We start from the raw sequence: 12,092 nt of genomic DNA, 5'->3' as shown, positions 1-12,092 counted from the left end.
CGCCGGCCTCCTCCACGAATTCCTCGTCCGAAGCCAGGATTCCTGAGCGGCGGGCTTTTTTGCGTCACTGCATTGTCATGTTTTTGTCATACGGGACCGCTAGGGTGTGCGCATGAATGATCTGGCCAACTCCACCATGACCCAAAATTCTCCCCCCGTGCGGATTGACTTCAATACGCCCGAGCTGCAACGCAAGCGCCGCCTGCGTGCGCTGAAGGATCGCCTGACCCGCTGGTATGTACTGGTTGGCGGGCTTGCCGTGCTGGCAGCCATCACCCTGATCTTCTTCTACCTGGCCTACGTGGTCCTGCCGCTGTTCCAGGGCGCCGAGCTGACCAGCAAGAAAGCGCTGGAGCCGACGTGGCTGCAACAGGATGCCGGCAAGCCGCTGATGATCGCCCTCGAGGAGCAGAACCTCGTGGGCATGCGCGTTTCCGATAAGGGCCAGGCGCTGTTCTTCGATACCAAGACCGGCAGTGAAGTCGAGCATGTCGACCTGCCGTTGCCGGCAGGCACTCAAGTGACGTCCATCAGCGCCGACCAGCCGGGCAGCCCGCTGGTGGTGCTTGGTCTGTCCAACGGCCAGGCGCTGGTGTTCCACCACACCTACAAGATCACCTATCCGGACAACAAGAAGACCATCGATGCGGGTATCGACTACCCCTATGGTCAGGCGCCGTTCGTGCTCGACCCACAGGGCCGCGCGCTGGAGCACGTGAGTGTCAACGTCAACGGCGATACCTTGCTGCTGGCTGGCTCCACTGGTTCGCAACTGCACGTGACCGAGCTGACCCGTCAGGAAAACATGATGACCGGCGAAGTCACCACCGAGCAGAACCGCATCGAGCTGCCGCAGATGACCGAGCCGGTGAAGGCCATCTTCGTCGATCCGCGTCAGCAGTGGTTGTACGTGGTCAACGGTCGTGCCATCGCCGACGTCTTCAGCCTGCGCGACAAGAGCCTCAATGGTCGTTACAAACTGTCTGAGGATGGCGACACCGAAATCACTGCCAGTGCTCAACTGGTCGGCGGCATCTCGCTGATCTTCGGTGATTCCAAGGGTGGCCTGAGCCAGTGGTTCATGGCTCGCGACCCGGATGGCGAGTCGCGCTTCAAGCTGATCCGTAGCTTCCAACTGGGCAAGGCGCCGGTCGTGCAGATCGATGCCGAAGAGCGTCGCAAGGGCTTCGTCGCCCTGGACAGCGAAGGCAAGCTGGGCGTGTTCCACAGTACCGCCCACCGCACCCTGCTGGTCGAGCCGGTCGCGGAAGGCGCCGGCGTGCTGGCCCTGTCGCCACGCGCCAACCGCATCATCATCGAGCAAGGCGGCAAGCTGTTGCCACTGAGCCTGAAGAACCCGCACCCGGAAGTGTCTTTCAGCGCGCTGTGGGGCAAGGTCTGGTACGAGAACTATGACGAGCCGAAGTACGTCTGGCAGTCCACGGCCTCCAACACCGATTTCGAGCCCAAGCTGAGCCTGTCGCCGCTGACCTTCGGCACCCTGAAGGCCGCCTTCTACGCGATGATCCTGGCCGCGCCTCTGGCCATCGCCGCCGCTATCTACACCGCCTACTTCATGGCTCCGGGCATGCGCCGCAAGGTCAAGCCGGTCATCGAGTTGATGGAAGCGATGCCGACGGTGATCCTCGGCTTCTTCGCCGGCCTGTTCCTGGCACCGTACCTGGAAGGTCACCTGCCAGGTGTGTTCAGCCTGCTGCTGATCCTGCCGATCGGCATTCTCGCCGCCGGCTTTGCCTGGAGCCGCCTGCCGGAGTCGATCCGCCTGCGTATCCCGGACGGTTGGGAAGCGGCGATCCTGATCCCGGTCATCCTGGTGATCGGTTGGTTCGCCCTGTTCATGAGCCCGTTCATGGAGAACTGGTTCTTCGGCGGCGACATGCGTCTGTGGATCACCAATGACCTGGGCATCACCTATGACCAGCGCAACGCCCTGGTAGTGGGTATCGCCATGGGCTTCGCCGTCATCCCGAACATCTACTCCATCGCCGAAGACGCTGTATTCAGTGTGCCACGCAGCCTGACCCTGGGCTCCCTGGCCCTGGGTGCGACACCCTGGCAGACCCTGACCCGCGTGGTCATCCTCACCGCAAGCCCGGGTATTTTCTCGGCGCTGATGATCGGCATGGGCCGTGCGGTGGGCGAGACCATGATCGTGCTCATGGCCACCGGCAACACCCCGGTCATGGAGCTGAACCTGTTCGAAGGCATGCGCACCCTCGCCGCCAACGTGGCGGTGGAAATGCCCGAATCCGAAGTCGGCGGCAGCCACTACCGTGTGCTGTTCCTCGCTGCCCTCGTGCTGCTGATGTTCACATTCATCATGAACACCTTGGCCGAGCTGATTCGCCAGCGTCTGCGCAAGAAATACTCGTCGCTTTGATAGAAAGGTAGAGATCCGTGAAAAAGGATTCCCTCAAAGGCTGGTTCAAGAGCGGCGCCCCTGGCGTCTGGATCAGCGGTGGCGCGGTCGCCATGGCGGTGATCATGACCGTCGGCCTGCTCGCCGTGATCGCCGTCCGCGGCCTGGGCCACTTCTGGCCAGCCGACCTGATCCAGGCCACCTACAAGGTGCCGGGCCAGGGCGATCATGTGATCATCGCAGAGGTGGTGCAGAAAGAAGAAGTGCCACGTGCCCGCCTCAAGGGCGCCGGCTTGCCGGTTCCGGACGAAGGCCCGGAGTTCATGACCCGCGAGCTGGTCAAGGTGGGTAACCGCGACCTCAACGGCAGCGACTTCACCTGGTTGGTAGGCGACTGGCTGGTCGACCAGCAGAAGCCGGCCGACTTGATTGCCCTGGAGCGCCGCGAGTGGGGCAATTTCTATGGCTACCTGGCGAGCGTCAAGGAAGAAGGCCGTGTGGTCGCCGAAGGCCCTGCCGCCTGGGCTGAGCTGCAGAGTCGCCTCAAGCGCGCCGACCAGCTGGCCCGAGAGCTGCAGACCCTTGAGAAGAAAGACATCGGTGCCATCAACCATGGTCTTGAGCGTCTGCGCCTGCAGGCTCGCAAGCTCGAGCTGGACGGCAAGCTGGACGCTGCCGCCCAGGCGGACATGGACGCTGAGCGTGCCGAGCTCAACGCTCGCTACAAGGCCATCGAAGAGCGCCTGACCGGCCTGCACCAGGCATTCGCCCGCGACAGCCTGGTGGCCCGCGACGGCAATGGCCGCGAAGTGGAGATCAACCTGAGCAAGGTGGTCCATGCCTACCAGCCCAACGGCATGTCTGTCATGACCAAGCTGGGCGTGTACTTCAGCAAGGTGTGGGAGTTCCTGAGCGACGACCCGCGTGAAGCCAATACCGAAGGCGGTATCTTCCCGGCCATCTTCGGCACCGTGATGATGACCCTGATCATGGCCGTGATCGTTACCCCGTTCGGTGTACTGGCGGCGGTCTACCTGCGTGAATATGCCAAGCAGGGCCCGGTGACTCGCCTGATCCGTATTGCAGTGAACAACCTGGCGGGTGTTCCGGCGATCGTCTATGGCGTGTTCGGCCTGGGCTTCTTCGTCTATGTGCTGGGTGGCTCGATCGACCGCCTGTTCTTCCCCGAAGCCCTGCCGGCGCCGACCCTCGGTACCCCGGGCCTGCTGTGGGCCTCGCTGACCCTGGCGCTGCTGGCAGTGCCGGTAGTGATCGTGGCCACCGAGGAAGGCCTGGCGCGCATCCCACGTACGGTGCGCGAAGGCTCCCTGGCGCTCGGCGCGACCAAGGCCGAGACCCTGTGGAAGATCGTTCTGCCAATGGCCAGTCCGGCCATGATGACCGGCATGATCCTCGCCGTGGCCCGTGCCGCGGGCGAAGTGGCGCCGCTGATGCTGGTGGGTGTGGTGAAACTGGCGCCATCGCTGCCGGTGGACGGTAACTACCCGTACCTGCACCTGGACCAGAAGATCATGCACCTGGGCTTCCACATCTACGACGTCGGCTTCCAGAGCCCCAACGTCGAGGCCGCGCGGCCGCTGGTGTACGCCACCGCGCTGCTGCTGGTGCTGGTGATCGCGACCCTCAACCTCTCGGCGGTGTGGATCCGTAACCACCTGCGCGAGAAGTACAAGGCCCTCGACAGCTGATTTCAGCTTTAAGCTTCAAGCGGCAAGCTCCAAGCAGATTGCCGCTTTGACCCAACTTGCAGCTTGCAGCTCGAAGCTTGCAGCTACGAACGGAGTGAGAACATGCAGCATGAATCCCACGCCCACGGCATCGACATGTCCGCCCTGGGCCGCGACAAGCAGAGCCTGCGCCTGGCCGAAGAAACCGTGGCCATCGAAGTCCCGGGTCTGTCCCTGTTTTACGGCGACAAGCAAGCGCTGTACGACGTGAAGATGAACATTCCCAAGCAGCGCGTGACCGCCTTCATCGGCCCGTCCGGCTGCGGCAAGTCGACCTTGCTGCGCACCTTCAACCGCATGAACGACCTGGTCGACGGTTGTCGCGTGGAAGGCGCGATCAACCTGTACGGCAACAACATCTACCGCAAGGGCGAGGATGTGGCCGAGCTGCGCCGCCGCGTCGGCATGGTGTTCCAGAAGCCCAACCCGTTCCCCAAGACCATCTATGAAAACGTGGTCTACGGCCTGCGCATCCAGGGCATCAACAAAAAGCGCGTGCTCGACGAAGCCGTCGAGTGGGCCCTCAAGGGCGCGGCCCTGTGGGATGAGGTCAAGGACCGCCTGCACGACTCGGCCCTAGGCCTGTCCGGTGGTCAACAGCAGCGTCTGGTCATTGCCCGTACCATTGCCGTTGAGCCGGAGGTGCTGCTGCTCGACGAACCTTGCTCGGCGCTGGACCCGATCTCGACGCTGAAGGTCGAAGAACTGATCTACGAACTGAAATCCAAATACACCATCGTCATCGTGACCCACAACATGCAGCAGGCGGCCCGCGTATCGGACTACACCGCCTTCATGTACATGGGCAAACTGGTCGAATTCGGGGATACCGACACGCTGTTCACCAATCCGGCGAAGAAGCAGACCGAAGACTACATCACCGGTCGTTACGGCTAAGGGCGCCTTTGGCGCAGCTGCAAGCATCAAGCTGCCAGCTGCCAGAAAAAGCGGTTAGCGCGGCGCCAGGGAACGACACGAACCACTTGAAGCTTGCAGCTTGGGGCTTGCAACTTCGCGGAGCGAAAGCATGATCAACAAAGAGAGCCTTACCCACCACATCTCCCAGCAGTTCAACGCCGAGCTCGAGGAGGTTCGCAGCCACCTCCTGGCGATGGGTGGCCTGGTCGAGAAGCAGGTCAACGACGCCGTCACCGCGTTGATCGAGGCCGACTCGGGCCTGGCCCAGCAGGTGCGTGAAGTCGACGAGCAGATCAACCAAATGGAGCGCAACATCGACGAGGAGTGCGTGCGCATCCTCGCCCGTCGTCAGCCGGCGGCTTCTGACCTGCGTCTGATCATCAGCATCTCCAAGTCGGTGATCGACCTGGAGCGCATCGGCGACGAATCGACCAAGATCGCCCGCCGCGCCATTCAGCTGTGCGAGGAAGGCGAGTCGCCACGCGGCTACGTCGAAGTGCGCCACATCGGTGACCAGGTCCGCAACATGGTGCGTGACGCGCTGGACGCCTTCGCCCGTTTCGATGCGGATCTCGCCCTCTCGGTGGCCCAGTACGACAAGACCATCGACCGCGAGTACAAGACCGCCCTGCGTGAACTGGTCACCTACATGATGGAAGATCCGCGCTCGATCTCCCGCGTGCTGAGCGTGATCTGGGCCCTGCGTTCGCTGGAGCGCATCGGCGACCATGCGCGCAATATCTCGGAACTGGTGATCTACCTGGTGCGCGGCACCGACGTGCGTCACATGGGCCTCAAACGCATGAAGGCCGAAGTGCTGGGCGAAGCGGCCGACGATGGCGAAATCGCTAATGTTCCGGCCGAATCGGACGATAAGTAGGATTGCTCCCGAGCATCGACGCCCGGCCTAGGCCGGGCGTTTTCGTTTGCGGTCGAGCAGCCAGCAGGCACCCGCGAATGACCAGAGGAGTCCCGGCGTGACCAGTGGTTTGGCAAATGGCCATCAGTCGGCGGTATGCTAGTCGGGGTTCAAGAGGAGTATCGATGAGTAAGGTCAATGTGCTGGTCGTGGATGATGCGCCATTCATCCGGGACCTGGTGAGGAAGTGTCTGCGCAATGCCTTCCCAGGCATCGTCATCGAAGATGCGGTCAACGGCCGCAAGGCCATGGCCATGCTGGGCAAGGAACGGTTCGACCTGGTCCTGTGCGATTGGGAAATGCCGGAGATGTCTGGCTTGGAACTGCTCACCTGGTGCCGGCAGCAGCCGGAGTACAAGGACTTGCAGTTCATCATGGTGACCAGCCGTGGCGACAAGGAAAACGTGATCCAGGCCATCCAGGCCGGTGTTTCCGACTTTGTGGGCAAGCCGTTCACCAACGAGCAACTGCTGACCAAGGTGAAGAAGTCGCTGACCAAGCTCGGCAAGCTCGACAGCCTGATGGCCAGCGCACCGGCGCGGGTCAACTCGGCATTTGCCAATGACTCGCTCAGTGCCCTGACCGGCGGTCGCCCCGAGACGGTCAAGGCTCCGGTGGCTGCTGCCGCTGCGCCGGCACCTGCGCCTGGCAAACCGCTGATCAACGCGCCGACCCCGAAGACGGCCGCCGCCGCCGCCCAGAGTGGACGTGGCCAGGGGCAGTTGCGCTTGTCCAGCGGTACCCAGCCCTGCGTGATCAAGGCATTGAGCCTCAAGGAAGCCTTGCTGGTGGTTCGTCGCAGCCCCACGCTGCCACAGGTGCTCGAAGGGGCGGTGTTGGACCTGGAGCAAGGCGAGAACGCCGAAGTCGCGCGGCTAAATGGCTACCTGCACGCCATCGCCGCCCTGGAGCCCAAGCCTGAAAGTGACTGGCTGCAACTGACGTTCAAGTTCGTCGACCAGGATGCGCAGAAGCTCGACTACCTGTCGCGCCTGATCGCCCGCGGAACCGCGCAGAAGCACTTCACCCCCGGCGCCTAGATCGCCAATCCGGAGCGCGGCTGCGCGCAGGTAAACCCGCCCACAGGTATCCGCGGAGCACGTGTGGGAGCGGGTTTACCTGTGAAGCAGCCACCGTCCATGGATACCACGGGCTTTGCCCCTTTTCGCGGGTGAAGCGGGGCGCCAGTGATGGCCAATTGCTCATTTCCCGACCAACTGCAATACCCCTTTGAAATCCGACTGCTAGGCTTCCAGACACAATAACTGTCAAAAAGCCACCGCCATGCCAACTCGTCTGCTGCTGTTCTGTGCCTTGCTCACGGTCTCGGCGTCGAGCGTGGGCATGACGCTGTACAAGACCACCGATGCTTACGGCGTGGTCTCCTACTCTGAACACCCAAGCCCTGGTGCCAAAGCGTTCGTGCTGCGCGAGCCGATGTTCGAGCGGCTGGAGCGCCAGGTGCGTTTGCGTACAGTCGATTTTGCGGGCGGTACGCGCTTTTTCGTGCGTAACGATCTGTTCGCGCCGGTGGAGGTCGAGCTGCGTTTGCAGCGCCTGGCCAATGTCCAGGGCGGCAGTGCGCCCCGGATCGTCCGGCGCGTGGTACCGCCGCGCTCGACGCAGGTGCTGACGGTACTGGCGGCGTTGCCCGGCGAGCGGGTGAAATACGATTCGAAACTGCGCTATGCCCTGGGTGACCCCGCGCGGCGCCCACAGGCGTTTCGCTATCCGTTCCCCTGGCAAGGAGGGCCGTTCCGGCTGAGCCAGGGCCCGAACGGGCGCTTCAGCCACTTTGGCCCCAAAGGGCGCTACGCCATGGACATCGCCATGCCCGAAGGCACGCCGATCGTCGCGGCGCGGGGCGGGGTGGTGGTGAAGATCGAGAACAACCAGACGGGCCGTGGCAACAACCCGGCGGGCAACTTCGTCAGGATCCTGCATCCGGATGGCACCATGGGTGTCTATCTGCATCTGATGCGCGGGTCGGTGGTGGTCAGCGAAGGGCAGCGGGTGTTGCAGGGGGCGCCATTGGCGAAGTCGGGCAATACCGGCAACAGCACCGGGCCCCACCTGCATTTCGTGGTGCAGCGCAACGTGGGGTTGGCGCTGGAGTCGATCCCCTACCAGTTCGACCGACCGATCGGAGGGATGCCAGACTTCACCGCTGGCAACCCTTGAGCTTGCAGGGGGCGCTGTGGATGCTGGCGCCAGCCAGCGATGGGGCGCAAAGCGCCCCCAGAGCAGTCAGATGAGCTTCAGTACCTTGGCCAGCACGATCTTCGGCCCTTTCATCTTCTTGATGATGATGCGCAGGCCTTCGACCTCCAGCACTTCCTCTTCCTCCGGTACGCGCTTGAGCGTTTCATAGACCAGACCTGCCAGGGTCTCGGCCTCGATGTGGTCCAGATCCACCCCCAGCAGCCGTTCGACCTTGAACAATGGCGTGTCGCCACGTACCAGCAGCTTGCCCGGCTGGTAGGCGAGGATGCCGCGTTCGGTCTTGCGGTGCTCGTCCTGGATGTCGCCGACCAGCACTTCCAGCACGTCCTCCATGGTGAGGTAGCCGATCACCTTGCCGTCGGCTTCCTCGACCAGCACGAAGTGCGCGCCGCCCTTGCGGAATTGCTCCAGCAGCTGGGACAGCGGCATGTGCCGCGAGACGCGCTCCAGCGGGCGAGCCAGGTCGTCCAGGTCCAAGGTTTCTGGGAAGTGGTCCATCTCGGCCAGTTCCAGCAGCAGGTCCTTGATGTGCAACAGCCCCACGAACTCTTCGCGCTCGGCGTCGTAGACCGGGTAGCGGCTGAACTTGTGGCGACGGAACATCGCCAGGATTTCCTTGAGCGGTGCCTTGGCATCGAGGCTGACCATGTCCTCGCGGGAGTTGGCCCAGTCGACCACTTCCAGTTCGCCCATCTCCACTGCCGAAGCCAGTACACGCATGCCTTGGTCGCTTGGGTCCTGGCCACGGCTCGAATGCAGGATCAGCTTGAGTTCTTCGCGGCTGTAATGATGCTCGTGGTGCGGTCCAGGCTCGCCCTGGCCGGCGATACGCAAAATGGTGTTGGCGCTGGCGTTGAGCAGGTAGATCGCCGGGTACATCAACCAGTAGAACAGGTACAGCGGCACCGCCGTCCACAGCGACAGCAGCTCGGGTTTGCGGATCGCCCAGGACTTGGGCGCCAGCTCGCCGACCACGATGTGCAGGTAGGAGATCACAAAGAAGGCGACGAAGAACGAGATCGCTTTGACCAGCTCCGGCGTATCGACGCCAACGGCGGCTAGCAGCGGCTCGAGCAGGTGCGCGAAGGCCGGCTCACCGACCCAGCCCAGGCCCAGGGAGGCCAGGGTGATGCCCAGCTGGCAGGCCGACAGGTAGGCGTCCAGCTGGTTGTGAACCTTGCGCAGGATGCTGCCGCGCCAGCCGTGCAGTTCGGCGATCGACTCGACGCGGGTCGCGCGCAACTTGACCATGGCGAACTCGGCGGCAACGAAGAAGCCGTTGAGCAGCACCAGAAGGAAGGCAAAGAGAATCATGCCGAAGTCGGCGAAGAGGGAGATGAAGCTGAAACCAGGGGAAGGGTCCATGATGGAGTTTTTACAGGGTCCGTCTTTGAATTAGGGAGAAAAAAAGTGCCAGCGTTGGCTGGCACAGGGGATCCAATGTAGCGGTTGAAGCTGCAAAAGCAAAGGGCGCGCTATCACCCCGTTGGTGGCAACGCCGCCTGCACGGCTGGCACGCACCTCGTGGGAGCGGGTTCAGCCGCTAACCAGGTCATGCACCGGCTGTGCCGGCGTCGGCGGGTAAAATCGCGCCTGCGGTGCCGTGGTTTCAGGCTTTGTTCGTCACCACCTGGGCAGGTGCGAAATGGCAGGTGAAGGTGCTGCCGTGGCCTGGCACGCTGCTGATCTCAAGGCGTGCACGATGGCGCAGCAGCACGTGCTTGACGATCGCCAGGCCAAGTCCTGTGCCGCCCGTATTGGAGGCGCGGCTGGAGTCGACCCGGTAGAAGCGCTCGGTCAGGCGGGGCAGGTGTTTGGCATCGATGCCGATGCCGGAGTCCTGCACGGAGAGGTGAGCACCTTGCTCGTCCGCCCACCAGCGAATGCGGATGTTGCCTTCGTCCTGGGTGTACTTCACGGCGTTGAACACCAGGTTGGAGAAGGCGCTGCGCAGTTCCGACTCGCTGCCCTTGAGGCGCACGCCAGGCGCTGCCTCCAGCGTGATGCGCTGGTTGCGTGGGCCGGACAGCGCTTGAGCGTCGCCCTTGATCGATTGCAGCAGGGCCTCGACGGCCACGGGCTGATTGTCCGAGGGATAGTCGGTGGCTTCGAGCTTGGCCAGCAGCAGCAGGTCGTTGAGCAGTGTCTGCATCCGTGCGCCTTGCTGGCTCATCTGCTGGAGCGCCCGGCCCCAGCGTGGGTTCACGTCGTCGACGTTGTCCAGCAGGGTTTCCAAGTACCCTGTGATGACCGTCAGGGGGGTGCGCAGCTCGTGGGAGACGTTGGCGACGAAATCCTTGCGCATCTGCTCGAGCTGATGGATGCGGGTGACGTCGCGTACCAGCATCAGGTGCTCGTTGTTGCCATAGCGGGTGATGTGAAGCTGGACCCGCATCCGGTCGTTGATCGGGGAGGGGATCTCCAGCGGCTCGACGTAGTTCTCCGATTCGAAGTACTCCTTGAAGCGCGGGTGGCGCACCAGGTTGGTCACCGGCTGGCCGCCATCCTGTGGAGTCTTGAAGCCCAGCAGGGTTTCAGCGGCGCGGTTCCACCATTCGAGGTTGCCTTCGCTGTCGAGCATGATCACCGCATCGCGCAGCGCCGCGGTGGATTCCTGCACCCGGTCGATCACCGCCTGCAGGCGGCCGCGCACCCGCTGATCGCGACGTTGCAGGTGGTAGATGCTGTCGAACACCTCGCCCCACAGGCCGTAGCCATCGGGCGGGGCTTCGTCGGGCTGATGATTGCGCAGCCAGTCGTGCAGGCGCAGCAGTTGCTTGAGGGTCCAACCTAGGTAGAGCGCAAGGCCGATGGCCAGGCTCCAGCCGTAGTAGCCGCTGACCAGCCCGCCGATCAGGCAGACGGTGATCAGCAGCAGCATGTGGCGAATCAAGGTCGCGTGCCAGTTCTGGTTCAATTGAGGGGATCCTTCGGATCCAGCTTCAAGCTGCAAGCTGTGTGCTTCAAGCTGCAAGAAGAAGCGGATCGGTGGTGCTGTTCAGTCCTTTATTCCAAGCCTGGCGGCAAGCTGTTCGGCGCTGCCGGCGCGTGCCGCCTGAAGCTTGGCGCTTGCAGCTAGCTCTTGGTCGAGAAGCGGTAGCCGGTGCCTCGGACGGTTTGTACCAGATTTTCGTAGGCTTCACCCAATGCCTTGCGCAGGCGACGAATATGCACGTCGACGGTGCGTTCCTCGACATAGACATTGCCGCCCCAGACTTGGTCGAGCAACTGGCCCCGGGTGTAGGCGCGCTCCTGGTGGGTCATGAAGAACTGCAGCAGGCGGTATTCGGTAGGGCCCATTTCGGCGGGCTTGCCGTCGATGGTCACGCGGTGGCTGATCGGATCGAGCAGCAGGCCGCCCACTTCGATCGGCGCCTCGCTGTCGCTGGGGCCGGTGCGGCGCAGTACGGCTTTGAGACGCGCGACCAACTCACGAGGCGAGAACGGCTTGGTGATGTAGTCGTCGGCGCCGACTTCCAGTCCCTGAATCTTGTTGTCCTCTTCACCCTTGGCGGTGAGCATGATGATCGGGATGTCGCCGGTCAGTTCATCGCGCTTCAGGCGCCGGGCCAACTCGATACCCGAGGTGCCGGGCAGCATCCAGTCGAGCAGGATCAGGTCCGGCTTGCGATCGACGATGATGGCATGGGCTTGCTGGGAGTTTTCCGCTTCCAGGCAGTCATAGCCGGCCATTTCCAATGCAACGGCGATCATCTCGCGAATGGGCGCTTCGTCGTCGACGATCAGAATGTTTCTGCCAACCATTGCGTAAAACCTCTCCCAGGAACTGTGTCTTGGCCCGCATTAGATAACGGAATTATTGCAGCTGTGTGACAGGACATTGGCGATTCTGGCGACATTCCATGACTGGACTAGGCTTGAAGGGGCCGCCACGGCGGTGGCG

9 protein-coding genes are annotated in these 12,092 nt (G+C 62.9%); 6 read left to right on the top strand and 3 right to left on the bottom strand.

All coding sequences use genetic code 11. The annotated features are described in order from the left end of the window. Positions 1–112 precede the first annotated feature (112 nt). The 6 genes from J5X93_RS25590 (at position 113) to J5X93_RS25565 (ending at position 8,146) form a co-directional block, all read left to right on the top strand. The gene (locus J5X93_RS25590; protein ID WP_070572176.1) at positions 113–2,401 is read left to right on the top strand and encodes an ABC transporter permease family protein; all 2,289 of its coding nucleotides are present in this window, start codon (positions 113–115) and stop codon (positions 2,399–2,401) included. Positions 2,402–2,418: 17 nt separating this feature from the next. Continuing rightward, positions 2,419–4,089 (top strand): phosphate ABC transporter permease PstA, encoded by a 1,671-nt coding sequence (gene pstA / locus J5X93_RS25585; protein WP_043209932.1) that lies wholly within the window; start codon positions 2,419–2,421, stop codon positions 4,087–4,089. A 102-nt stretch (positions 4,090–4,191) separates the two neighbouring features. Further along, positions 4,192–5,025 carry a phosphate ABC transporter ATP-binding protein PstB gene (gene pstB / locus J5X93_RS25580; protein WP_043209930.1) on the top strand — a complete coding sequence of 278 codons (834 nt, stop codon included), beginning with the start codon at positions 4,192–4,194 and terminating at the stop codon, positions 5,023–5,025. A gap of 130 nt (positions 5,026–5,155) precedes the next feature. After that, entirely contained in the window at positions 5,156–5,926 is a 771-nt protein-coding gene (phoU, locus tag J5X93_RS25575) for a phosphate signaling complex protein PhoU (protein ID WP_043209928.1), read from the top strand. Positions 5,927–6,090: 164 nt separating this feature from the next. Continuing rightward, positions 6,091–7,005 (top strand): response regulator, encoded by a 915-nt coding sequence (locus J5X93_RS25570; RefSeq protein WP_043209926.1) that lies wholly within the window; start codon positions 6,091–6,093, stop codon positions 7,003–7,005. Between the two features lie 244 nt (positions 7,006–7,249). Next, positions 7,250–8,146 (top strand): peptidoglycan DD-metalloendopeptidase family protein, encoded by an 897-nt coding sequence (locus tag J5X93_RS25565; protein ID WP_090344185.1) that lies wholly within the window; start codon positions 7,250–7,252, stop codon positions 8,144–8,146. 66 nt (positions 8,147–8,212) lie between these two features. On the opposite strand, the gene J5X93_RS25560 is transcribed toward J5X93_RS25565, so the two are convergent. The 3 genes from J5X93_RS25560 to phoB all read right to left on the bottom strand — a co-directional run bounded on the left by J5X93_RS25560 (position 8,213) and on the right by phoB (position 11,953). Beyond that, the gene (locus J5X93_RS25560; RefSeq protein ID WP_043209925.1) at positions 8,213–9,553 is read right to left on the bottom strand and encodes a hemolysin family protein; all 1,341 of its coding nucleotides are present in this window, start codon (positions 9,551–9,553) and stop codon (positions 8,213–8,215) included. Between the two features lie 244 nt (positions 9,554–9,797). Continuing rightward, positions 9,798–11,105 (bottom strand): phosphate regulon sensor histidine kinase PhoR, encoded by a 1,308-nt coding sequence (gene phoR, locus J5X93_RS25555; RefSeq protein WP_043209923.1) that lies wholly within the window; start codon positions 11,103–11,105, stop codon positions 9,798–9,800. 158 nt (positions 11,106–11,263) lie between these two features. Further along, positions 11,264–11,953 (bottom strand): phosphate regulon transcriptional regulator PhoB, encoded by a 690-nt coding sequence (gene phoB / locus J5X93_RS25550; RefSeq protein ID WP_003253341.1) that lies wholly within the window; start codon positions 11,951–11,953, stop codon positions 11,264–11,266. Positions 11,954–12,092 lie beyond the last annotated feature (139 nt).

This window comes from Pseudomonas sp. BYT-1 (assembly GCF_023611805.1).
Classification (GTDB): Bacteria; Pseudomonadota; Gammaproteobacteria; order Pseudomonadales; family Pseudomonadaceae; genus Aquipseudomonas; species Aquipseudomonas guariconensis.
This window is presented reverse-complemented; position numbering and strand designations above follow the sequence as displayed.